19 protein-coding genes and 2 pseudogenes are annotated in these 22,300 nt (G+C 59.4%); 11 read left to right on the forward strand and 10 right to left on the reverse strand.

Going from position 1 to position 22,300, the window contains the following annotated elements; translation table 11 throughout:
• On the reverse strand, nucleotides 1-311 hold a 311-nt coding region (locus ATY80_RS15810), incomplete at its 3' end, for a Hint domain-containing protein (RefSeq protein ID WP_189637171.1).
• Nucleotides 312-667: 356 nt separating this feature from the next.
• Here ATY80_RS15810 and ATY80_RS30145 point away from each other — a divergent pair.
• Nucleotides 668-1,310: pseudogene (locus ATY80_RS30145) on the forward strand (transposase); the annotation flags it as partial.
• A gap of 321 nt (nucleotides 1,311-1,631) precedes the next feature.
• Here ATY80_RS30145 and ATY80_RS15820 read toward each other — a convergent pair.
• Nucleotides 1,632-2,588, reverse strand: coding sequence for a LysR family transcriptional regulator (locus tag ATY80_RS15820; protein ID WP_088693331.1), 957 nt, complete (start codon nucleotides 2,586-2,588; stop codon nucleotides 1,632-1,634).
• 110 nt (nucleotides 2,589-2,698) lie between these two features.
• Here ATY80_RS15820 and ATY80_RS15825 point away from each other — a divergent pair, with 110 nt between their 5' ends.
• From ATY80_RS15825 to ATY80_RS15850, 5 genes are all read left to right on the forward strand, one after another.
• Nucleotides 2,699-3,154, forward strand: a complete 456-nt coding sequence (locus tag ATY80_RS15825) for a cupin domain-containing protein (protein WP_088693332.1) — start codon at nucleotides 2,699-2,701, stop codon at nucleotides 3,152-3,154.
• A 698-nt stretch (nucleotides 3,155-3,852) separates the two neighbouring features.
• Nucleotides 3,853-5,865 (forward strand): protease modulator HflK, encoded by a 2,013-nt coding sequence (locus ATY80_RS15835; protein ID WP_088693334.1) that lies wholly within the window; start codon nucleotides 3,853-3,855, stop codon nucleotides 5,863-5,865.
• Complete coding sequence (locus tag ATY80_RS15840) at nucleotides 5,862-6,869, forward strand: protease modulator HflC (RefSeq protein ID WP_088693335.1); 1,008 nt, start codon at nucleotides 5,862-5,864, stop codon at nucleotides 6,867-6,869. The genes ATY80_RS15835 and ATY80_RS15840 overlap by 4 nt, the downstream gene beginning before the upstream one ends.
• Before the next feature lie 14 nt (nucleotides 6,870-6,883).
• Nucleotides 6,884-7,915, forward strand: a complete 1,032-nt coding sequence (locus ATY80_RS15845) for a protease modulator HflK (RefSeq protein WP_189637172.1) — start codon at nucleotides 6,884-6,886, stop codon at nucleotides 7,913-7,915.
• On the forward strand, nucleotides 7,912-9,855 hold the full coding sequence (locus tag ATY80_RS15850; protein WP_088693337.1) for a heavy metal translocating P-type ATPase: 1,944 nt from the start codon (nucleotides 7,912-7,914) through the stop codon (nucleotides 9,853-9,855). The genes ATY80_RS15845 and ATY80_RS15850 overlap by 4 nt, the downstream gene beginning before the upstream one ends.
• A gap of 352 nt (nucleotides 9,856-10,207) precedes the next feature.
• Here the strand turns inward: ATY80_RS15850 and fabF are convergent, their stop codons facing one another.
• Both fabF and ATY80_RS15860 read right to left on the reverse strand, forming a co-directional pair.
• Entirely contained in the window at nucleotides 10,208-11,491 is a 1,284-nt protein-coding gene (gene fabF, locus ATY80_RS15855; RefSeq protein WP_088693338.1) for a beta-ketoacyl-ACP synthase II, read from the reverse strand.
• A gap of 118 nt (nucleotides 11,492-11,609) precedes the next feature.
• Nucleotides 11,610-12,197, reverse strand: coding sequence for a TetR/AcrR family transcriptional regulator (locus tag ATY80_RS15860; protein ID WP_088693339.1), 588 nt, complete (start codon nucleotides 12,195-12,197; stop codon nucleotides 11,610-11,612).
• A gap of 409 nt (nucleotides 12,198-12,606) precedes the next feature.
• Here ATY80_RS15860 and ATY80_RS15865 point away from each other — a divergent pair, with 409 nt between their 5' ends.
• Nucleotides 12,607-13,431 carry a glycosyltransferase family 2 protein gene (locus ATY80_RS15865; RefSeq protein ID WP_088693399.1) on the forward strand — a complete coding sequence of 275 codons (825 nt, stop codon included), beginning with the start codon at nucleotides 12,607-12,609 and terminating at the stop codon, nucleotides 13,429-13,431.
• Nucleotides 13,432-13,726: 295 nt separating this feature from the next.
• Here ATY80_RS15865 and ATY80_RS15870 read toward each other — a convergent pair whose 3' ends face one another.
• The 3 genes from ATY80_RS15870 to ATY80_RS29225 form a co-directional block, all read right to left on the reverse strand.
• The gene (locus tag ATY80_RS15870) at nucleotides 13,727-14,008 is read right to left on the reverse strand and encodes a hypothetical protein (RefSeq protein WP_088693340.1); all 282 of its coding nucleotides are present in this window, start codon (nucleotides 14,006-14,008) and stop codon (nucleotides 13,727-13,729) included.
• Nucleotides 14,009-14,041: 33 nt separating this feature from the next.
• On the reverse strand, nucleotides 14,042-14,278 hold the full coding sequence (locus ATY80_RS15875) for a hypothetical protein (RefSeq protein WP_088693341.1): 237 nt from the start codon (nucleotides 14,276-14,278) through the stop codon (nucleotides 14,042-14,044).
• A 299-nt stretch (nucleotides 14,279-14,577) separates the two neighbouring features.
• Nucleotides 14,578-15,315: a hypothetical protein gene (locus tag ATY80_RS29225; RefSeq protein ID WP_088693342.1), complete on the reverse strand. Its 738-nt coding sequence runs from the start codon at nucleotides 15,313-15,315 to the stop codon at nucleotides 14,578-14,580.
• A gap of 275 nt (nucleotides 15,316-15,590) precedes the next feature.
• Here ATY80_RS29225 and ATY80_RS15885 point away from each other — a divergent pair, with 275 nt between their 5' ends.
• Both ATY80_RS15885 and ATY80_RS15890 read left to right on the forward strand, forming a co-directional pair.
• Nucleotides 15,591-17,072 carry a hypothetical protein gene (locus tag ATY80_RS15885; RefSeq protein WP_189637175.1) on the forward strand — a complete coding sequence of 494 codons (1,482 nt, stop codon included), beginning with the start codon at nucleotides 15,591-15,593 and terminating at the stop codon, nucleotides 17,070-17,072.
• 153 nt (nucleotides 17,073-17,225) lie between these two features.
• A pseudogene (locus tag ATY80_RS15890) lies at nucleotides 17,226-17,837 on the forward strand (plasmid pRiA4b ORF-3 family protein).
• 293 nt (nucleotides 17,838-18,130) lie between these two features.
• Here the strand turns inward: ATY80_RS15890 and ATY80_RS15895 are convergent.
• The 3 genes from ATY80_RS15895 to ATY80_RS15905 are packed head-to-tail and all read right to left on the reverse strand — an operon-like array spanning nucleotide 18,131 to nucleotide 20,148.
• Nucleotides 18,131-18,748 carry a YceI family protein gene (locus tag ATY80_RS15895; RefSeq protein WP_088693343.1) on the reverse strand — a complete coding sequence of 206 codons (618 nt, stop codon included), beginning with the start codon at nucleotides 18,746-18,748 and terminating at the stop codon, nucleotides 18,131-18,133.
• A 36-nt stretch (nucleotides 18,749-18,784) separates the two neighbouring features.
• Nucleotides 18,785-19,630 carry an arylamine N-acetyltransferase gene (locus ATY80_RS15900; RefSeq protein ID WP_088693344.1) on the reverse strand — a complete coding sequence of 282 codons (846 nt, stop codon included), beginning with the start codon at nucleotides 19,628-19,630 and terminating at the stop codon, nucleotides 18,785-18,787.
• A gap of 56 nt (nucleotides 19,631-19,686) precedes the next feature.
• Nucleotides 19,687-20,148 (reverse strand): cupin domain-containing protein, encoded by a 462-nt coding sequence (locus ATY80_RS15905; protein ID WP_088693345.1) that lies wholly within the window; start codon nucleotides 20,146-20,148, stop codon nucleotides 19,687-19,689.
• A gap of 290 nt (nucleotides 20,149-20,438) precedes the next feature.
• On the opposite strand from ATY80_RS15905, the gene ATY80_RS15910 reads away from it, so the two are divergent.
• Both ATY80_RS15910 and ATY80_RS15915 read left to right on the forward strand, forming a co-directional pair.
• Nucleotides 20,439-20,924, forward strand: coding sequence for a pyridoxamine 5'-phosphate oxidase (locus ATY80_RS15910; protein ID WP_088693346.1), 486 nt, complete (start codon nucleotides 20,439-20,441; stop codon nucleotides 20,922-20,924).
• Entirely contained in the window at nucleotides 20,921-22,267 is a 1,347-nt protein-coding gene (locus ATY80_RS15915; RefSeq protein WP_088693347.1) for a GAF domain-containing protein, read from the forward strand. Before ATY80_RS15910 ends, ATY80_RS15915 begins: the two co-directional genes overlap by 4 nt.
• Nucleotides 22,268-22,300: the final 33 nt, after the last annotated feature.

The raw sequence follows: 22,300 nt of genomic DNA on the forward strand, positions 1-22,300 counted from the left end.
AGGGCAACATTGTCGCCGACGCGCAGATCCTCGACAGGCTTTTCACCGCAATCCGTGAGGATCGCCGTCCCGCGCAGGAAGCACCGCGCGCCGCCGTCACCGCCACCAGAACCTCCCTGCCCACCGGAGCCGTTCCCGCCTCCACCGGAGTGACCCCGTCCCCAGCGCCGGCCCATCGCACTCGCCGGAGACTTGGAAACTGCCGCCGCCAAGACCGCGATGCTGGCAAGCCGAGCACCGGCAGCTGCGGCCACTCCCAGAAAATGTCGTCGTGCGGTATTCTGTGGCAGCTTCGGATCCTTGAAAGACATGGTGCGCTCCCTTGGTAACTGCAGTCCGACAAGCGTTTGGCGAGTTGACTCACAGCCGCCGGGTTTCCTGCAGCGTTTAACAAGTTGAGCATGCGCCGGATAACAACTCTCGATAAGTTGTCTGAAAGACTTAGTACGGTAGCGTACCAATGCTGGGGGCTGGATGTCTGATGGAAACCTGCGGCACGCTTTTCAAGGCGGCGTGCGTGATCAGGCTGCGCGATCTCAAAGGCGAAGCTGTCCGTCGGCGACGCCCGCATACCGCGCCCGTCCGTGCCTGACAAGCTTGTCGAGGTCTCGCGACTGCCGAGCTGGCCAAGCCGCGCGTCATCCTCAGCTAGCCCGATCTGTAGCGTGAAGATCTTGCGGTTCTCGATCGACAAATCGCCGAAGGACGATGGATCATCCGGCGGTCAGGCGGCTGCTCACGATAACCGGCGTCAACCGTGGCGACCGGACTGATGGCGGCCATCGGCGATATCAGTCGCTTCAAGAGCCCGCAGAAGCTGCTCAGCTACTTCGGCCTCAATCCGCGGGTTCGCCAGTCCGGACTTGGCGCTGCGCATCACGGACGCATCAGCAAGATGGGCCGTAGCCACGCCCGCGCCATGCTGCTCGAGGCGGCATGGGCGGCGAAAGCGCCGGGGCCGATGCACGCCTTCTTCGTCCGGGTCAGGGCCAGACGCGGCCATCTGGTCGCCAAGGAAGCGGACGGTGTTATGCTGGCATATGCTGACGAAGGAGAAGGACTACTTTTGGGCGCGACCGAGCCTCGTCGCCCACAAGACGCGCAGTATGGAATTGCAAGCTGGCCGACCGCAGACAAAAGGTGACAAACGCGGCCCCGCCTACGCCTACCATGTCAAGAAACTTCGCGAGCAGGAGATGCGCGTCGCTGAGCAGGCCGAGAAGCAATACGACCGCTTCATTGACGGATGGCGCCCGCGCCGGCCGAAGGGAAAGGCGCGCGGGCGCCCCAATCCGGCAAGGCTCGAATAGGCGGCCTGGCGGCACTTTCAGCCGATGCCCCGCGCTTCGCCACGAGGTCGCCCGTGCCAGTGCAGAAGACCATGGCCCGTGCGGCTGCCGCTCAAGGATCGCGAACTTGCCGCAAAGAGCCTCGATTCTGGTTTCTAGCTCTTTTCGCTGCTTCTTCAGCCCGTCTTCCACTGCATCGGCAACACTCTCCAAAAGCTACGCGATTATCTGGTCATTCATAGGATGAGAGTTCGGCGGTGGGGCCTACAAAATTGCGGAGAACAATGGTCCACGAGCTCATTCGACGATTTTCGCCAGAACCCTCTTTCGAGGCGACCAAATTCATGTCTGCGGGCGCAAATGGCTTCCAATAACTTCACGCGAGAGCACGTCCCAAATCTGATTTCGCAGCCATGAACTGCCTGGGTCGCGATCAAAGCGGCGGGGCCAGTACATGGTCACGTCCATTGTTGGCGACTCCATCGGTGGCATGAACACATCGAGCTTCAGCCGGTCAGTCAGCATGTGAGCGAAATGAACCGGAATGCTTCCGAGCATTTCGCTCGCTTCAACCGCAAGAGCAACAGCCTGGAAGTGTGGTACGGTGACCATCACGCGTCGGGACAGACCAAGGCGCGCGAGCGCAGGATCGATGGTGCCCATTTTGCTTCCGTCGGCTGAACGCAGGACGTGGGGTATGGTGCAGAAGATGTCTGCGGGAATGGCTTGTCCCGGGCGGATACCCTTGCTGGCCAATAGCGGATGCCCTGGCCTTGCGATGCATACGAGCCACGATTGGAACAGTTTTCGGCTTTCGATCCAGTCAGGCGGCGTGAGCGCCCTGTCGATGACAATGTCTGCTCTGCCGTCGCTCAACACTTCGAAGCCATCGGATGAAGCGTGGTCGACCATTTGCAGAGTGATCGAGGATGCGGATTTGGCCAAGCGCGACGCAAGGGGTGGCATCAACAGCGCCGAGAAATAGTCGGACCCGACCAGAACGAAGGTCCGCGAGGATGTGGCGGGATCGAAAACGGTCGCTAGCGCCAACGCCTCTTCCATGCCGGCGAGCGCCCCTCGGATCGGCCCGCGCAGTTCCAGTGCGCGCGCGGTCGGCATCATCCGATTGCCTTCCCGCACGAAAAGCGTGTCGTCGAGCATCGCGCGCAGCCTGCCAAGCGCCGAACTGACGGCTGGCTGGGACAAGCCGACGCGTTCGCCCGCGCGCACCGTCGAAAGTTCCGTCATCATAGCGTCAAATACGCGCAACAGGTTCAGATCGAGGGCGGCGAAATTCACGGCGTCAATATCCCTTATACGATCATTCGATTTCCCCGCGGGCGTGTTCAGCGTTAGCGGTGGACCGTCGCAACCAAAACTAGCCCACACGACCTTGGAAGGGAACTGCGATGACCATCAACGCACAACGAGCACGCACTGTAACTTGGATGGACACGACTTACACCATCACGGTTGGACGGTATGAAAGTGGCGGAATCGTCGGAGTTTTTGAAGGAATGGTCCCCGCTGGTGGCGGCCCGCCGGTCCATATCCACCACAACGAGGATGAGGTGATCCACGTGATCGAGGGAAATTACGAGTTCTGGCTGGATGGCGCCGTTGTCGCGGTTCCTCCAGGCAGCTCGATTTTTCTGCCGCGGGGTGTGGCGCATACATTCCGTGTGGTCGGGGCATCGCCCGGCCGCAATCTGACCATCCTGACGCCCGGCGGCATGGAGGAATTTTTCATCGAAGCGGCCGCCCAGTCACTGCGGATGCCGGACCAGATGACCGAAATTCTACGACTCGCCGAGCGCCATGGCATCGAGTTTCGCGGGCCGGCGAATTGGGGGGCCAGTGATTGACCATTTAGCACGCGGAGGCCGCTCGTGCCCCAGCTAATCGGTTGCTGGCGCTTTTGAGAGGAACGAGTTCTATTGTCGGCTGCACGGCGGTCCGTGTCCGTCTTAGAGAATGGAAACAGACGGAAAGGACATCACTTTTAGGTCCTAATAACGAGGATGCTGGAGGCGTCCAAGCGCCGCTACGAGGGAAGTACGCTCGACCGTCCGATCGTCATGGTCGGTGCCGAAGTCTATGGCGATTGTCTGGCCCGGCTTGGTGCGACCAAACAGCCCGCCGCGGGCCTCAGACGCACCATGTCGACCAAGGGACCGTGGGATGAGGCCGGCCTAAAGCGTACCTGCTTTCCGGCAGCATGCCCGATCCGGCACCACGCGCGAGAGCGTCAGAGCTCGACGCTGGTGTTGGGATCAATGCCGCCGAGATACCTGGAATTCGTGGCGTTCCTGTGCATGCAAGGTCCAATCACGCTCGAGCCTTCTGCCGCCTCGGCACGGCGGCGGCCATTTCGAGCAACTCTCGTCCGGATCTCACAAGACGCTTGCAGATCCAGAGCCGATACGTAATAACGTATCAGTTCACGGTTCAAAGGCGCCGGAGACGAATAACGACCCGAATTGATGGCGGTACGGCGATCCTTGGCTGCGCGCGCCTGTTTCTAAGACATGCCCCCTGATCGGCGCGCGAGAAAACCGTAGAAATGCTAAAAACAATTCCCGACACGCCAATTCCCCACGTGAAGGATCAGCCAAATTTCCAGCTTGCCGCGGCTCAGGCACATGACCTTGCACGTCAGGGCGTGAGCATTGCCTTTCTTGCGGCATTGTTTCTGTTTGCCGCTCTGATTGCCAATGCGCTCAGTCTAAGCACTATTTGGGTGACTTTCTTTTGCAACAACGCCGCGGCCCTGATTTTGTTTGGTGCCGGCATCCGGTCTGCCTACGACATTGCAGAATGGCGTCGAAAGACCGCCGGCATCGCCAGGCTGCCGCTCGGCGGCTTCGCGCAATGGTTAATCGCTTTCGTTACAGCTCCCTGGACGTCGCAGGAGGCAACGGAGCCGGATCGGATCGAACGTTGGTCCGGGAGCGTCCTGCGCGCGGCAGGATCGCTCCTGTCGCACATCGGCGCCCGCCCGCTCCTGGACGCCTCTTTCAGCCTGCTTGCATGTTTGATGGTTTATACCAACTGGGCTTTGACGGCCGATGACGTGACGATTGGGGCATTCGCCATCTTCATCATCTCCATCTGTCTGGCTTTCGCATTCCTTTTCCTGGTGACGGAGAGACGGTTTGCTGCGATCGAGGCCGCAGAATGGCCCGAGGCGAAAGCGATTTCGCACATGGCGCGAGTGCCCATCGTCACGCTCGTTGTTTCCTGTTTTTGCCTTTTCCTGGCTGCGCGCGGATCGGCGCTGTCCACCAAGTTCATGGCGGCTGCCGGCGGCTTTGTTGTTCTTGTCGCATTGGAACTCCTCCTGCGGGCGACTGTTTCGATATTTCGTCCCCAAGGTGAGGCGCGCGAGCCAGCACTGATCGTCGACAGCCTTCTTGCCGGTTGTCTTCAATGGCCACCTCAACCTCGGGTCGACATCCAATCGGAGCTCCGCACCAAAACAGGTATTGACCTTCGGCAAGTCTGGGCTTTTTCGTTCATCCGAAAAACAGCGCCAGCCATCGTCCTTGCGACCGCGCTCATTGGTTGGGTTCTAAGCGGCATCCGCGAAATTCCGATGACTGGCCGCGGCGTTTACGAGCGCTTCGGCAGGGCCGAGCGTATCCTTGAGCCAGGCCTTCACATCGGTTTTCCATGGCCTTTCGGTCGCATCGTTCCAGTTGAAAATGGCACTGTCCATGAACTGGCGACGTCCGTCAGTACAAACCCCAGCCAAGAACCGCGCACCGATGCCGAGGGCCCAGCGCCCGATAGTTCCAATCGATTGTGGGACAGCTCACATGTCAGCGAGAAATCTCAGATCATCGCCAGCGATAGCGGTAGCAGGCAGAGCTTTGAGATCGTCGACATGGACGTGCGATTTGTCTACAGAATCGGCCTTTCGGACGAGGCGGCGATGAAGGCCGCCTATCGCATCGGCGATTTACCTGCATTGATAGAGAGCGCCGCCAACCACATTCTTGTGCATGAATTTGCCGGACGCACCCTCAACGATGTTCTGAGCAAGGGACGGCTGTCTCTGGCACACGATATCGGCTCTGCCCTTCAAAAGGACATGGACAGCCTGGACAGCGGCGTCGAAATCCTCGCGGTCGTCGTCGAAGCAATTCATCCACCAGCCGGCGCCTCGAACGCCTTTCACGAAGTCCAGGCAGCGCAAATACGGGCGGAGGCACTGGTTGCACACGAACGGGGAACGGCCGCGGAGCGAAAGAATACAGCCCAACTCAATGCCAGCCTCGCCGAGGACAACGCAACAGTGGCAGCCAGACAAAACATTGCGGCATCGGATGTCGCCAGACTGCGTTTTCAGGCAGAGCAATCGGCCTATCGCGACGCGGGTAAAGCGTTCTTGACGGAGATGTATTTCGATCAACTGACGAGCGGGCTCTCCCGTTCGAAGGCCCTCGTCCTCGATCACCGGATCGGCGGAAATACCGCTCCGACCCTCGACCTCAGGCGCCTGATGCTACCCAGCGATCCTGATACGAGCACGCAGCCAAGTCCTTTGCCCCAACGGGAAGAAACCAGCCCATGACCGGTTCACACGCACACCCGGGATCCGACCATGACGGTCATGATCATCCCTCCCATGACGACATTCGCAACGAGACGATTTCATTTCGATGGTATCGCGTAATGATTGCGGTCGTGATCGTGTTGATCATTCTGATCGCCGCATGCCTCGTGCAGGTGAGGTCTGGAGAAGCAACTATTGTCACAAGATTCGGCAATCCGAGCCGCGTCCTCGTCGATCCAGGCCTCGCCTTGCGGCTTCCGGTTCCATTCGAGACGACCATCAATGTCGATCTACGAGCCAAATCGACATCGAGCGGTCTACAAGATGTAGGCACAAAGGACGGCTTGCGAATTATCGCACAGGCCTACGCAATCTGGCAGGTGCCCTCAGACCCGGATGCGATCAAGCGCTTCGTTCGCTCCGTGCAGAACGAGCCAGATCAGGCCGCCGAGCAAATCCGTACGTTTCTTGGATCATCGCTGGAAACGGCTGCAAGTGGATTTGATTTGGCATCGCTTATCAACGCCGATCCGGCAAAGCTCAGGATCGACGCCTTGGAAAATCAGGTCAAAGACCAAATTGCGCAGCAACTGCTCGACACCTATGGTCTGCAGGTGGTTGGTGTCGGTATCGAACGCTTGACGCTACCCTCCGTGACGCTAGACGCAACCGTCGACCGCATGCGGGCCGAGCGGGAGACCATAGCGACCGAGCGGGCGGCTGTTGGTAAACGCCAGGCCGCGGAGATCCGTTCGGCAGCCGAACGCGACGCAAGGGTCCTGGAGGCGGATGCGACGGTGAAGGCGGCAGACAGGCAAGCCCGGTCCCGCGTCGAAGCGGCACAAATTTACGGAGCAGCCTATAAGAGTGCACCGGAGCTCTATGAGCTTCTCCGCTCTCTCGACACCCTCGGCACGATCGTCAATTCCAATACACGCCTTGTGTTGCGAACCGATGCCGCACCCTTCCGCGCATTGGTCGACGGACCGCCGAGCACACTGCCGGCAAGCGGGGCGCATTAGAGATGCCGACGGGAATGAGCAGGAATTCCGGGGCACAGCATCAGGCCGTTCATCTGGTGTCTTTGGCGCTGTCTGCAATCATGGTGCTTTCGGCAATCGCCTGGGCGACATCCAATATCCGCGAGGTCGCGCCGCATAATCGCGCCGTTGTCATTCGCACAGGTAGCCTGAACCGCATGGAAGATTCAGGTCTGCTATGGGCCTGGCCTGCGCCATTCGAGGAGGTTTTGCTAGTGCCCGCGGCAGCGACCGTTCTGGAGCGCAGGATCGACGGATTGCATCGTTGGCAAACTGGCGAGCCGCGAGCCGCGGATGCTTCAACCGAAAGTGATGCCCTGGCCGGATCAGGCTATCTGCTCACCGCCGATGCGAGTGTGGTACACCTCGATATCGATGTCTTTTACAGAGTGACCGATCCGTTCGCTTACGTCTTACAGCAGCAGCATATCCTTCCGACACTGGACCGCCTGGCCACCCGCAGCGCCATCATGATCTCAGCGTCCAGAGACCTGGACAGCATTCTGGTCGCGCGCCCGGAACTGGTCGCTCCCGAAAGCGGTGCTGCCGAACGGCGTGAGCGCCTACGTGCCGATCTGGTCAAAAGCATCAATGCCAGTCTGAGAGGGCTTGCTTCAAAGGGCGTTAGCCTTGGCATTACAGTCGACCGCGCCGATATACAATCCGCGCTTCCGACTGCGGCTGTCAGTGCCTTCGATGCGGTCTTAACGGCAAGCCAGCAGGCAGAACAGGAGATTGCTGGCGCGCAGAACGACGCCGAACAGGACAAGCAGGCCGCCGATCAGGCCGCCGACCGGATCGTGCAGGTGGCGGACGCCCAATCCCGCGAGCGGCTGGCGAAGGCTCGGGCCGACACGGCCACGATCACCGGCCTTGCGAGTGCGCAAAAGGGATCGGACAGTGATCCGGGTCTTCCGCTGCGTTTGTACAGAGATCGTATCGCAAGGATCCTGTCGCAGGCAGGTTCGGTCATCACGATCGATCCCAGGGACGATGCACGCCTGATGCTGCAAGGAGCGGACAAGTGAGCATATCGACGCCCCACTTTCACGGCTCTCACGGCCATTCGCATCATCATGGCGACCTATTGAGGACCGGCCTGCTTACGGCCGCGGAAAAGCAAGCAGCCGCGGTCCAACTGACCTTTGCAATGGTCGCCTTGAGCCTGCTTGCTCTCGGGGTCGGCTGGCGATGGTTTGTTCCCCACGAGGACGGAGTGAGCGAGCTTTTGCTCGCGGCAGCGTCGTTGATCGTCGCCGTTCCGGTCGTACGATCCGGCTGGCACAGTCTGCGCCATCCAAGCCTGCACGGCGTCACCGATCAGCTGATCGCTCTTGCGATGCTGGCTGCTTGGGCGACAGGAGACCTGCTGACCGCCGCCCTTCTTCCGATCATCATGATATTCGGACATGTGCTTGAGGAGCGGAGCGTCATCGGATCGAAAGAGGCGATGGACGCCTTGGCCCGTTTGACCCGTAGCCGCGCCCGATTGCTTACTGCGAGCGGTGAGACGCGCGAGGTCGAAAACCTCCTGCTCAATCCTGGCGATGTGGTGGAGGTCAGGGCCGGAGATCGCATCCCCGCCGACGGCCGCGTGATCCAAGGACAAGCGAGCCTGGACACCGCGCCGATCACCGGAGAATCGTTACCACGTGAGGCTTCAATCGGCGTGGACGTCTTCGGCGGCGCAATCAATCTGGATGGTCTTCTTCACGTCGAGGTCACAAGGACTGGCGAGGATTCCACGCTTGGAAGGGTCATTGCCTTGATGCAGCGCGCGGAAAACTCAAAGCCGCCGATCACCCGGCTGCTCGAGCGTTATGCCCAGCAATATCTCGGGTTCGTGCTGACCGTCGCGGCCATTGCCTGGCTCCTGACCAACAATGACCAGATCATGCTTGCGATCCTGGTCGCAGCCTGTCCCTGCGCGTTGGTCTTGTCGGCACCGGCAACGGCGATTGCGGGCATAGCTGTCGCTGCGCGCCACGGCATTCTCATCCGCAGCTCGGCTTTTCTGGAAGAGCTCGCTGATCTGACGTCCGTCGTCATAGACAAGACCGGGACCCTGACCTACGGGAGGCTTCGCCTGCATGAGATCAGGCCAACACGGGATCTCGATCAGGAGACCGTCCTGGCGTTGGCAGCATCTTTGGGAGCGGCCAGCAGCCACCCGGTCAGCAGAGCCCTTGCGTCGCTCACGGCGCATGAGCGCTTTTATTCCCTGATGAACGTCAGGGAGCTACAAGGGCTCGGCGTTGTCGCGGTCACGGAGCACGGAGAAGCCGCCCTCGGTCGCCCGGAGCTGTTTGCACGCCTGGGCGTGCCTTTGCCCCCTGTTCCGAGGCACGATGGTCCAATTGCGGGCTTGTCCGTCGCTCAACAGTTTGTCGCCTGGCTTCTCTTGACGGACACGACCAAACCGGAGGCTAAAGCGGCGCTGTCGGAATTGCGGGACCTCGGTCTCAACCGGCAGCTTCTGCTCACCGGTGACCGTCAATCGGTCGCTGACGCCCTGGCACGCGAAATAGGAATAGCTGAGGTTGCCGCCCAGATGCTACCGGCCGACAAGCTGCAGCGCGTGATGAACGAGACCAAAAGCGGTTTCAGGCCGCTTGTCGTCGGAGACGGGATCAACGATTCCCTGGCACTCAAGGCTGGTGCCGTCGGCATCGCGATGGGCGCAGGTGGAGCTGATATTGCACTTGCATCCTCGGACATCATCTTGATTGGCAGCGATTTGCGGCGGCTCGGGACATGCATTCGTCTCAGCAGGCTATGTCGTCGCACCTTGAAAACCAATGTCATAATCGGTCTCGGCTGGACGGTCGCGATCGTCTCCCTGGCTGGATTTGGCGTTTTCGGGGCCGCCGGCGCCGTCATCGCAGCGCTTCTACACAATGTCAGTACATTGTTGGTGCTTGCAAATGCCGGTCGATTAATGAGATTTGACGAACCACTCGTGGCTTAGGAGCAAGCGATGAAGTAGCAAAAGAGATCAGTGCTGGTTCGTCATCGCAGGGCATAAGGTGGGGCGAGAGGCGGACGAGGGTGCTTCACACACAGGCAAGCCTTCGGTGACATTTGCGCCGAACTGGACGATGCTGGATGCCTTTAGGGCGAGTGCTTGAGCATCGGTATTTGCAGCAAGGAAGTCGGCCGAGTGAAGACCTCGGCGATCATGTTGCTGCAGCATTTCCACCGCCGCGCCCGACATCGATCACGGTGATCCTTTGCTTGAGCTCGACGATGTCTCGGGCTGCAGTCAACGCCAATCCCCGTTCACGTTGCTGTTTGAGCCTGTCCGTCGCGAGCGCCGCGGCTCAAGTGCCAGGCAGTTTGTCCGTCCAGCGCCGGAATATTGCGCTGGCATTGACGCCTCCGAAGCCGAAACCATTGGAAATCGCGTAATCGGTCTGCATTGGCCGGGCCTTGTTCGCCACGAAATCTATGCCATCCGCGGCCGGATCTGGGGTGTTAAGATTAAGGGTTGGCGGCGCCACCTGGTCCTTCAGAGCCAGGATCGTGAAGATCGCCTCAAGTCCGCCGGCGGCGCCAAGCAGGTGACCGGTCGCCGATTTCGTGCCGCTGACTGCTATCGAGGAATTGGCGCCAAAGACACTCTTTATGGCATTGATCTCGCCGAGGTCGCCGACCGGCGTGGATGTCGCATGCGCATTGAGATGGCGGATTTCACCGGGCGAAATACCCGCCTGGGCAATCGCGATCTCCATAGCTCGGCGTGCGCCGTCTCCGTCTTCGGGCCCGGAGGTGACGTGGTGAGCGTCCGCGGTCGTTCCGTAACCGACGAGTTCGGCGAGCGGCTTGGCGCCGCGGGCAAGCGCATGGCTCAGCGATTCGATGACCAGGATGCCGGCACCTTCGCCCATGACAAAGCCGTCACGCAACATGTCGAAGGGACGCGAGGCTTGGTCCGGCTTATCGTTGAAGCCGGTGGACAAGGACCGAGCGGCTGCGAAACCGCCGAGACTGACAACGTTCATGCATGCTTCCGTCCCACCGCACACGGCGATGTCTGCCTCATTTGCGCGGATGAGGCGCGCCGCATCGCCAATCGCCTGTATACCTGCCGCGCAGGCAGTAACCGGTGCGCCGAGAGGACCCTTGAAACCGTGACGGATCGAAATCTGGCCCGCCGCCAGGTTCACCAGGAACGACGGAATCGTGAATGGCGACAAGCGGCGGGGACCTCGCTGATCGACAGTCCGTACCGCCTCGGTTATGGCCGGAAATCCGCCGATCCCGGAGGCGATGATCGTCGCGGTGCGCACACGGTCCACCTCCGATACCGGTCTCCAGCCAGCTTGCGTGAGGGCCTCCTGGGCGGCCGCCAGTGCAAAGATTATAAAGCGGTCGACTTTGCGCTGATCCTTCGCAGCAAGCACGATATTCGGGTCGAAGCCGCCCTCAGGATCTTCTTCCAGGGACGGAACGGCGCCACCGATCTTTGCGGGCAGATCCCCAACGACGTCGTCTGCGAGAGCGCCAATCCCCGAGCGGCCGGCGAGCAGCCGAGCCCAGGATGTCGATACGTTGGCTCCGAGCGGGCTGACGGCACCCATGCCTGTGATAACGATCCGACGCATGCGTTCTCCAATGATCAATCTTTTCATAGGCCGGGCGACCGGCCGAGGTTAGCGTAATGGTCGCTCTGGAAGGCAGTGGTTTGTGTGCAAAAGACACGATATTTCCAGGACCGACGTCTCATTCTTCTTCGGCGCAGCTCGCAATTCGCTTGACCGCATCAGCGGCCGCTTCGAGGATGCGCTGCGACATTCCTTCGTCGGTCATGATGCGCGAGATCGTTACGGCGCCCACCATGAGAGAGAGGACAGCCATGGCCTTGTCGTAAGGCTTTGAGGCCTCCGACGCGGGGATCAATTCATCGAGAATCTGAAGATGAGCTTCAATGCCGTCCTGGAATGGAGTTCGCACTTCCTCGCTCTGGCGCGCCGCATCTGAGCCAAGCGCTGCAAGCGGACATCCATCGCCTGTTTCTCCCCGGTGACCAGTCGAAAGGTAGAGGTCGACAACCGCCTGGAAGGGGTCTCGTCCTTTCGCTGCAACCGTCGACCACCTGCGCGTTGCGCTTTCCATGGCTCGCCTCGATGCCAGGGCGGCAAGGTCGTCCTTTGACTGGAACTGCTTGTAGAACCCGCCTTGAGTGAGGCCTGCACCTTTCATCAATTCCTTGAGCCCGATGCCGTCGAAGCCATGCTCCCGGAAGAGCCGGCTTGCGGCATTGATGACCGCTTCACGATTTGCCTCTGCCTGAGCTCGACTAACTCTCATATCGCTCTCCAAATAGATTTCATATGACATCTATAGAGCATTTAGCTTTATATCGCAATCTAATAAAGTGGCTGCGCCCATCAAGAAGGGCTAATGACACATTCTATCCCATCAAATGATATGCGCCGGCAGCCGCAGACGGTCGATAGTAGGCCGCCGTAAACGTATGTAGTCGCGAAGATGAACTGTGGTGTTTCTGCAAAGGAGGGTTAATGTCTCCCCCACGTTCGACGACCGTGGAGATTGCGGACGAGATTAGTATCGAGGAACGAGCGCGATCTGTTACCCGCATGCCACCGGCCGTCATTTTGAGTTCAGTGTGGCGGGCGCGTTATTGACTTTTCACAACTGACAATGGCATCAGCTGCAAGCAGCCGACATTATGGATAATCCTTTCGAGCAATCAGCATTGCGTATCATATCCCTTTCAAGCATTCCGCCACGTTTCGACAAACTCGCGCCGACCCTTAACAGCCTGACGAAGCAGATCGGCCCGATCAACGAAATCCGTCTTTACATTCCGAAACACTATCGTCGGTTTCCCGACTATGACGGCTCGCTTCCGGCCGTTCCTGACGGTGTTACGATCGTGCGGCCCGAAGAGGACATCGGGCCGGCCTCCAAGGTGCTTTTTGCTGCCCGCGAGCTTCGTGGCAAGGGAGCCCAAATCCTATTTTGTGACGACGACAAGGTCTTCTCGCCCGATTGGGCGTCTCGGCTATTTGCCGCACAGAAGCAACGCCCCAGCGAATGCGTCGCTTTGATCGGCAAGGATGTCCCGAGCGAGTTTGCAAGATCGACGCCGTTCTTGCCAAAGGCAGTGCTCAAACGAAAGTTGACCCTGAAGCTTCGAGCCCGTCGGCTTCATTATAAGGTTGCAAGGAAGGTCTTTCGCGCCGATCGGCTGCGCCCGATGCCAAGCCTCGTGGCCAAGGGTGGTTACGTCGATATCCTGCAGGGGCTCGGCGGCGTTGTCGTCCGGCCCGAGTTCTTCGATGACATTGCCTATGACATCCCGAAAGTCCTTTGGGCGGTCGATGATTACTGGCTCTCCGGTATGCTTGCATTGAAGGGCATCCCGATTTACCTGCCCGACGGGCTTACCGAGCCGTACTCGACGGACGCCCATGAGGTTTCGTCGCTTTACAAGGCGACGATCGAGGGTGCCGGTCGTGGCGAAGCAAATCGGCGATGCATCGAATATATGCAGACCCACTTCAATGTCTGGCGGTGATCACCGTGCAGGCTTGAAATGAAAACGGCGCAGATCGCGTGATCGTCTTGCGATCGCGTGGCGATGTGAATGCGCTGCTGGCTGTGGGCAGCCTGAGCCTGGGGAGTGCGTTTCCGGCGAAGACCGGTTGCTGCGCCTGCGTCAAATGAGGTACAGCACGCGGTAAAAGCCGAAGCTGTGCGCAACGCGTTTCTGCTGACGGCACCGGCTGTTGAGCCGCCGCCTCAGCCGTCGGTGCCTTGGTCCTCGCAGTGATCACGATCGAAGGGACTTGGTCCTTGGCATGTCTCGACGGTCACGAGGACTGCTCTGCCTGCTTGCGATCGACGAATTTGTTGAACCTGCTTTCGTCACCGCTCGACGTCTTGTCCTGATAGAGAAACGCAAGCTTGTTGCGGTCGAAGATTTCGAAGAATTCATCCCAGGCGATTTCCTCGAGGTTGTCTTCCGGGGTCCCGAAATCAATGCGCAGCAGTCCACCGTCGGTTGTGCCTTTTACGCGGGCAGGATGGCCGTTGCGTGCCTCGGCCCATGCACGAATATGGTCGTGATCCGTCGTCGTTCTCGATTTGGTCACGTCGATCTCCTTTTCGTCTGCAACACGGAACAGCTAGGAGCCGCGGTGTTTGCTGTGCCTGCTTTCCTGGTTGACACCCCTGAGCATGTTCCGCTCCTTGTCCTGGACCTCTGCATGCGACCTCAGTCCCTGGCTCTTTTTCTCTCTTTCGCGTTCTGCGTTTGATTTCTTGAGGTCGAGCTCCGTGTCGAATTTTTTGCCGGCATTTGCCGTATCGACGCGCTTTTCAATGACGCGAAGCTGTTGCTCATGTGTTTTCTTTCCAGCCATCTGGCATCTCCTTCTTGTTGAAGTGCGCACTGAACCGTGGCCGGGAAGGAAAGTTCCACCGGCACCGTCGTGGCTTGAAAAGAGATGATCGGATCCAAGCGCCGCTGCGAAGATCTCTTTTCGAGAACCCAAAATCAAAGTTACGAGCGACGGGACGACCCGGCCGCTAACAGCATGTGCTGCTCACGGAAATGAAGGCAAAACAGTCGTCCTTACATGCCCGCCGCGAAACGGAAGTCATGAACGCGGGATCGCGACTCTACGAAGGCCAACTGCCTTATTGACAAAGCGGCGAATGCTCAAGATGCGCGCAAGCTTGCCTTGAGGGAACTGGCAGCATGGGGATCGGCGAAGTGAAAGAGGGCCGTGGCGCGCACCTTGTCTGGAGCGCAGGGTTCGTTCGTGTGAATGCTTCTGTAACCCCAGAACAAGTACAGGTTTCCCGGAACCATCTGAACTCTGACGAAGGGTGTATTTCGCGACCGCGCGAGAACGCGCAGGATGGCCTGCGTTATGCGATTGTCGAGCAAGAGTTTGTCGAACAGGTTGGTCGCATAAAAAGCTCTCACTTTCCTCGTATTGGGAAAAAGCAGAAGATCACCTTTGTTGCCCGTCGCTGGTATCGTCACCGGAATGAGGCCGGTAATCAGATAAGAATCATAGTGAAATATAAGCGAATTGCGGGCCGCACCCTTGCCTGTAAGGCAGCGCAAAATCTGGTAAAACGTCACTTGCGGGGCGTTATTGCCGAAGGCGAGCTCGTAAAGGCGCGAGAAAATGCTGGTAAACTGCGCCGACGTTGCCAGTTCATCCATGCCACTGCCAAGGACGGCGTCGCTTCCGCGCAAAACGACATATTCGTTTTGAGAACGAGCAACTGCCATGGCTACGAAGTCCTGCATTCGGCTCAGGTCCTCGGCATGGATGTAGTTTGGGATACAAGAAAATCCGTTGGCGTCAATTTCATCGAAGACCTGCCGGATCGCGACGTCCGACAAAACAGGTAGTCGAGCGTCGATCAAAGCGTCATCAAACATGTTCGCTCCCGGGTGGACAGAACAGCGCTTGGCTCAGGCTATGACCGGATTGTTACCGAGGCAAGACGGTTGGCAAAAAGCTGGCATAACAGCGATGGAAATTGGTATATCTGGGTACAACCAATGGCTCGGCCCCTCGGGTTTTGTTTGTCTCCGGTCTGAAGCTATGCGCCAAAGGCGAGCCTTGCCGATCCGTGAGGGTGCACAGAAGATGCTCTCCAAGCGATTATCGTCAACGAAGGGCATGAACGCGTTGTCATATCGGGTGAGAGAGGATGAGCATTGAGCCAATAGGGATATTCACTCTGGCGTTAGGTCTTGTTGGCCTTGCACTCGGATACACGTCAACGGCCGCAATTTTCGTGGTATTGACGATATTCGGCTCGGCCGCCGCAGTGCTTGCCGGCTCGGCCAATGTTCAGCCTGCGCACCTGTTCTTGCTTTTTCTCGCTGTTGCAACGCTGGCCAAGCGGCGTCGCTGCGAGATCGTGGTGAGAATGCTTGGCTTCGGCAAGGCGGGCTTTTGGCTCGCATGCCTTGTCGTTTACGGCGCAGCGACTGCCTATTTCCTTCCAAGACTGCTTGCGGGCCAAAGTCTGATCATTCCCCTTGGCGTGTCCGAGTATCCTTCCACACGCGGCGCTGTCCCACTGGGGCCTGTATCGAGCAATTTTACTCAGACGATATACCTGATCGCCGACCTTCTGTGCTTTTTGATGATTGCATCCGTTGGGTCGACGCAGACGGGTTTCAACGCACTCGTTAATGGGCTCATCGCCTATGCGGCCTTTAACGTGCTGTTTGCGTTGCTCGACTTGACAACCAGTGCGACAGGGACGCAGGCACTCCTCCAATTCATGCGCAACGCGCAATACACGTTCCATGAGAATGAAACGATCAATGGAATGAAGCGCATTGTGGGTTCCTTTCCCGAGGCATCGGCTTTTGCGGGCACGAGCTTGGGTGCACTCGGCTTTACGGGAACATTGTGGCTTTCGTCGAGAAAAGCGGCTTGGACCGGCCCGATTTCCCTAGCCACATTTTTGCTGATCGTTCTGTCGACCTCGACCACCGGGCTTGTCGCAACACCGGTCTGCCTGGTGATCCTGTATTGGACAGCGGTCTTCCGGTGCGGTGTGACGCAGGCGAGCCGAAACGCCACCGCTTTCGTGCTGATTGCTCCAGCGATCATGGTCGTGATCACACTCTTCGTGATTCTTCACAAGGAGCTCTACCAGGACATTCGCGATTATGTCGATGTGCTCGTGGTGAACAAGGCGACGTCGACCTCGGCGGCGGAGAGAGGATCATGGAACACTTACGGGCTTCAGAATTTTTGGGACTCTTCTGGGCTTGGCGTCGGACTGGGCACAGCGCGCACTTCGAGCTTCCCAATTGCCGTGTTGTCCAATATTGGCGTTCCGGGTGCGCTGTTTTTCCTGTTGTTCATGGTATCGGTCCTGATACGGTTGCCAGGGAATGCGCGAACCTTTGCCTCCGACGTTCGTCTGGCCGCACGCAACGGGTGCCTGTGTCTCTTCGTTGGAGCATGCGTTGCCGGCCCCACGGTTGATCTTGGCTTGCAGTTTTTCATTCTCGCCGGCTTGGCAAGCTGCAATCCCGCGAAGGTCCGTTTGCCTGCGCCTGTTCTGTCTCTTCGGGGAGGATCCGCTAAGCGGGCTGGGCTTAAAAACATGCTTGGACCGCTACCACCGACGGCCAGTCCACAGACAGGCGCCCCAATCGACCATCCTTGACCGCCGCTTGCGTCGAAGCCGCCCCCGCCCTGTCAGCGGGAGCGGCTTCGAGGTCCTGATAATCGCCGCGGCCAGGAGACTGCGGCGGGTTCTGCCCAGACCATCAAGGGCATGACTTGACCCCACTTTATCCGTCCTGTTCTTTAAGTGGGCATGTATAAAACCATCAACGCAGTTCAACTTCACGTTTCGCTGGAAGAAATCGAGCCAAGGATCTGGCGTCGGCTCGTTTTGCCGTCGCTATGGAACCTGGAACAACTGCATCTTGTCGTTCAGGCCGCCTTCAACTGGTGGAACTATCATCTCCACGAGTTCGGGATCGGTGGGCTGCGCTATGGCGACATCGATTTACTGACGGAAGATGCCTTTGACGATGAGCCGCGCGTATTCGACTTTCGAAAGGTTCGCCTTCGGGACTTCGAAGAGGGCTCTCTGTTCAACTAGGTCTATGATTTCGGCGATAACTGGCGCCACACGGTCCACGTCGAGGAATTCCAGGCTCTCGACACCATGCCTAAGCAGGGACATTGCGTCGATGGAGAACGTGCCAGGCCGCCAGAAGATGTGGGTGGCGTCTTCGGCTATGAGCGCTTCCTGGCGATTATGTCAGACAATACCGATCCCGAGCACGTCGATACCAAAAGATGGTGTGGCGGGCATTTCGATCCGGAATGGTTCGATCTCGCGGTCGTCAACAAGGACGTACGCAATGCCTTGCGTCGAAACGTAAGGCGCAGGCTTTATCAGCCAAAGCCGAAGCGGTGAAAGCCCGCGACTTTACGATACTCGCGCCGAGATGCCTGGATTTCTTCCCGCTGTCTGATGCCAATCTCGACATGGGCTGCCCGACCTCGATGGCAACCATGGTCGCCGACACGATCAATGCGTGCGCCGATAGCCGCGCTCTTTCGTAAGGGCGAAGCAGTGGATCCCATGCGGCCGCGGCATTCAGGCCCACAAGCAGGATGGTCCTCGGTTCGGATTCAAGGGCCAGAAGTGGCCTGACGCAAGGGTTTGAGATGCAGCCCTCTGGTCAAAGCTGCATCTCAGTTCGTGTCTCACTGGAATGAGTAATCAGCCGGCACCATCTGCGTTTCTATCGCGAAAGTGACGACGTCACCGAGTTCGGGGATTGCGAAATCCATCCCCCATTCGCTGCGGCGGATCCTGCCGGTCGCCGAAAAGCCGATCTTCGCGACCCCCATCATCGGGTGCTTTGCCATAGAGCCGTTGAAGGTGACGTCGAGCGTTGCCGGATGTGTCTCACCGCGCAGGGTGAGAAGGCCTTCGACGGTACCGGTCTTGTGGCCCGTTACGTGGATCGTCTTCGACACGAAGGTGATCGGCTTGGCGGCCAGGAAGGTCTCCTCGCCACCAATTTCCGCATCAAAGTCGACCTTTTGCGGCCAGGGATAGTCGGTGCGAACTGAGAGTGGATCGATCGTGACTGAGAGCGTGGAAGTCTCCGGCTTTTCCGGCTTCCAATCGAGGCGTGCATCGACCTTGGTGAAGCGTGCGGTGTAGCGCGACAGGCCGGAATGGTTGAACGACCAGTTGAAACTCGAATGCGAAGGGTCGGTCTTATAAGCCCCGGCCGGGGCCGGATCGCTCACGGCAGCAAGGGCAAGCGTCGTGCTCACGCCAAGAGCAAGGGCAAATGCAGGTATGTGTAGCATGGATGGTTCCTTGGATGTGGAATGAGGGGGCTCGGCTCAGGCGACCTTGTCGTGGCCGATGGCCTTGAGGCGCTCCCAGACGCGGCCGGGTTTTGGAATGTCGAGGTCGAACACGGTCTCGAACGTTTCGGCAAGCTGGTCGGCGCTTGTGATGCGCTGCTCGCGGACGCTGTTCGCCGTCACGCGGCGCAGACTGTCGTTTTGAAGGGCAACATAGCCGTTCTCCGTATGCCGCAGGACCGCAAGCGCATTGGTGAACGGCGAGGCGGCGTCCTGCATCAGCCAGCCATGCGTTGCGAGCATCGCGGCTTCGTCACTGTGATCTGGTCGGAAATCGAAGCTTTTGGCGATGCCGCGCACATGGTTGTTGAAGCGCAGCCAGCCACCTGCCGCCGGCATGATCGAGAAGTCGAAGCCGCGCTGGCTGATCGGCCCGGTGGCAAGCGGCACCGGTTCGATGATGGCGTCCGCCACGCCGACCTCGGCGAGATAGGGGCGGTCGAGGTCGATACGCAGCGTCAAATGATTGCCGATCGCGATATCGCCCAGCCTTTCCCGGTCGACACCGCCGCAAAGACGGGTCACGCGGAAGCCGAGTGCTGCAAGTGCTGCGCCGAAGAGGCCATTCATCTCGTAGCACCAGCCGCCGCGCCGTTTCTCGACCATCTTGGCGAAGGCCGCAGCCGGGGTTATCGCCGATGGCCATCCCATGAAGGCGTCGAGCGCCTCCCATGTAAAACTCATGAGATGAGCGCGATGCAGTTGCGACAGGCTGCCAATGTCAAGGCGAGCCGGAGGCTTGACCCCAATCCGGGCGAGATAGGCGCCGAGTTGCGTGGTCGTCAGGGTCATTCCGTTTTCGTTCGAAGGCACATGTGTCATCCTTCGGTCTCCTTTCCATGGGTTGTTGTTCAGGTTCAGTGGGCGTGTTGGGGTGGTCAGGCGACCTTGCGGTCGTCGTCGGGTGGAAAGATCAGGCCGAAGTCCTTGGCGACCGAGGCGATCTGCTCCGGCGTTTCGGGCTTGCAGAGCTCAAAGATGGGAAAGAAGCTTTCGAAGCCGCCCGGGGTGACGATGACCATGAGGCGGCCTTCCGCGTTCCCGACATTGCTGAAGCGGTGCGCTACACCGCGTGGCAGGGCGATGCAGCCGCCTTCCGTGAGTTCGACGTAGTCATCGGCCCACCAGAAGCCAAAGCGGCCGGCAAGGACGCGGAAGAACTCATCCTCACGATGATGTAGATGCAGAGGCGGTCCGTCGCCGGGCGCCACGAAGGCTTCGTACATGCCGAGCGCACCGCCGGTATTGGCCGCCATCATGCGGATCACATGCCTGCCGAATGCCACCGCAGGCGTCCCATGTCCCGGCGGCGAGACCGCCGCGTCGCTAAACTCTTTCATCTCTTTCTCTCCAGGTTCGGACCGCAACGTTCGTGATGCTTCCACTCTTGCGACAGGACGCAGAAGTCGTGCCACCGTCCCGGCATAGCGGGGCGTATGGTGTCGACGTCTTTCGTTTAGGCAGCGCAAGGCCGCCGAAGACGGGCAGATGATGATTATCAGGCCGTCCAGCCGGTACGACGCTTCTCTAGCGCACAATGACAGCCGGCGTTCCTAAATGAATGTGCAAGCCATGCCGAATTTCCTAAAAGTTTGCTAAGAAGGCTAGAAACAAGCAATGGGGGACAGCAGTGAGGGTCGACGACGGGCTTCTTGACTTTTTCAATCGGCCGCTGATGTGCATTATCGCGGTGGCCGACGAGACGCGCCGGCCCTCCGCCGGACGCGGCGTCGGCTTCCAACTCCTGGAAGACCGTGAGACGATCGACGTCATCTTTTCCGCCTGGCAGTGGCCGCGGCTCGAGCCCTGCATCCGCCAGACCGGGCGTATCGCCGCGACCTTCGTCAGCCCGTCGGACTATGTGAGCTTCCAATTGAAGGGTACTGCCGCAATCCGGGATACGGAAACGCCCGACCTTAATCGCGCCGACCGTTTCATGACCGCGGCCACCGACGAGCTCGAAGCTCTCGGTGTGGCCCGGCGCCTGATCGCCCCCTGGCTGACGGCGCGCGAGGCTCGCGTCGCCAGGCTCGCGATCAGCGAAATCTACGTCCAAACGCCCGGCCCGCTCGCTGGCATGCTGGCAGGCGAGAAATCTGATGCGAGCACGCGATGAACCTGAGGCTTTCCGATCTTTCCACCTGCTTTGAAGGTGTCATCCCCTCCATCATCGCCACGGCCTCGGCCGATGGCATGCCGAACATATCCTATCTTTCCCATGTGGTGCGCCTCGATGAGGAGCATGTCGCGCTTTCCAACCAGTTCTTCGCCAAGACGGCAGCAAATGTGCGCGCCAATCCCAAGGTCACGCTAATCCTCGTCGACGGTTTGACCGGAGACCAGTTCCTGCTCGATATCAGCTTCGTGCGTTCCGTCGATACCGGCGCACTGTTTGACAAGATCGCCCGTCAGCTCAAGGCGAGCAGCGCCCAGGTCGGCATGTCGGACGTCATGCGACTGAGGAGCGCCGACATTTTCCGGGTGCATGGGATCGAAAAGGTTCCTTCGCCAGTGGAAACGGCAGTGCAAATCACCGGCCGTGCAGCTGTCAATATTCCCGCGCTTGCCAGGGCGATCAAGGCCATCGATCAACAGGCCGAGGCAGATGAGATCATCGACAGCCTGCTTGACGGCGTCCAACAGGTTCTTGGATGCGATAATGCCCTCGTCCTTATGCGCGACAGCCACCGCAACTGCCTGATCACGACCGGCAGCATTGGCTACGAGCGCTCGGGCCTTGGATCTGAAATTGCCGACAGCGAGGGATTGATTGGCGCTGCGGCAACGAGTGGCCAGACGATCAAGGTCAGCGACATGAGCCGCGTGCGCCGGTTTGGCGAAGCGATCGGTCTGGAGACGGAAAACACCACGCGCACCATCGCTTTTCCGCAATTGCCAACAGCCATGAGCCAGATTGCCGTTCCTATGACCGCCAGCGGCTCGGTGACGGGCGTGCTCTTCATCGAGAGCAAGCAGCGGCTCGCCTTCCTTGAAGAGGACGAGGCGGCTCTCGAAATCCTGGCGGGTCAGGCTGCCCGCGCACTCAGGGCGACCGAACGGGAAGCGGCCGCAGCGGAGATGAAACCAGCTGTCCGCATGCCCGAACCTGCCCCCGTCGGGCGACAAGTCCGCGTCGTTCATCACCGCTTCGACGACAGCGTCTTCGTCGATGGCGCCTATATCGTGAAAGGCGTTGCCGGCAGCCTGCTGCGCCTGATGCTCGATTGGCATCTGAGCGACGGCAGGAGCGAATTCACGAATCGGGAGATGCGGCTCGCGGCCGGTGCGCGCATGCCGGAGATCAAGGACAATCTCGAAACCCGGCTCCTGCTGTTGCGTCGCCGTCTCGAAGAAAAGCAGGCGCCCATACGCCTCGTGCGCATCGGTAGGGGCCGTGTGCGGCTTGAAGTGCAAGGACCTCTGGTCCTTGACGCTGCCGCAGGCGACCACGTGAACTGAGAGATGTTCGCCAATTCGCCCTCGCGGTCTGGA

The sequence above is a fragment of the Rhizobium sp. R711 genome, from assembly GCF_002211365.1.
Classification (GTDB): Bacteria; Pseudomonadota; Alphaproteobacteria; order Rhizobiales; family Rhizobiaceae; genus Rhizobium.

What these genes read in the sequence shown, in the direction of transcription:
- fabF (WP_088693338.1), bottom strand. Translation starts at nt 11,491, where the DNA reads ATGCGTCGGATCGTTATCACAGGCATGGGTGCCGTCAGCCCGCTCGGA.
- ATY80_RS29225 (WP_088693342.1), bottom strand. Translation starts at nt 15,315, where the DNA reads ATGTTTGATGACGCTTTGATCGACGCTCGACTACCTGTTTTGTCGGAC.
- ATY80_RS15885 (WP_189637175.1), top strand. Translation starts at nt 15,591, where the DNA reads ATGAGCATTGAGCCAATAGGGATATTCACTCTGGCGTTAGGTCTTGTT.
- ATY80_RS15875 (WP_088693341.1), bottom strand. Translation starts at nt 14,278, where the DNA reads ATGGCTGGAAAGAAAACACATGAGCAACAGCTTCGCGTCATTGAAAAG.
- ATY80_RS15900 (WP_088693344.1), bottom strand. Translation starts at nt 19,630, where the DNA reads ATGACACATGTGCCTTCGAACGAAAACGGAATGACCCTGACGACCACG.
- ATY80_RS15845 (WP_189637172.1), top strand. Translation starts at nt 6,884, where the DNA reads ATGAGCAGGAATTCCGGGGCACAGCATCAGGCCGTTCATCTGGTGTCT.
- ATY80_RS15835 (WP_088693334.1), top strand. Translation starts at nt 3,853, where the DNA reads ATGCTAAAAACAATTCCCGACACGCCAATTCCCCACGTGAAGGATCAG.
- ATY80_RS15840 (WP_088693335.1), top strand. Translation starts at nt 5,862, where the DNA reads ATGACCGGTTCACACGCACACCCGGGATCCGACCATGACGGTCATGAT.
- ATY80_RS15895 (WP_088693343.1), bottom strand. Translation starts at nt 18,748, where the DNA reads ATGCTACACATACCTGCATTTGCCCTTGCTCTTGGCGTGAGCACGACG.
- ATY80_RS15860 (WP_088693339.1), bottom strand. Translation starts at nt 12,197, where the DNA reads ATGAGAGTTAGTCGAGCTCAGGCAGAGGCAAATCGTGAAGCGGTCATC.
- ATY80_RS15905 (WP_088693345.1), bottom strand. Translation starts at nt 20,148, where the DNA reads ATGAAAGAGTTTAGCGACGCGGCGGTCTCGCCGCCGGGACATGGGACG.
- ATY80_RS15915 (WP_088693347.1), top strand. Translation starts at nt 20,921, where the DNA reads ATGAACCTGAGGCTTTCCGATCTTTCCACCTGCTTTGAAGGTGTCATC.
- ATY80_RS15825 (WP_088693332.1), top strand. Translation starts at nt 2,699, where the DNA reads ATGACCATCAACGCACAACGAGCACGCACTGTAACTTGGATGGACACG.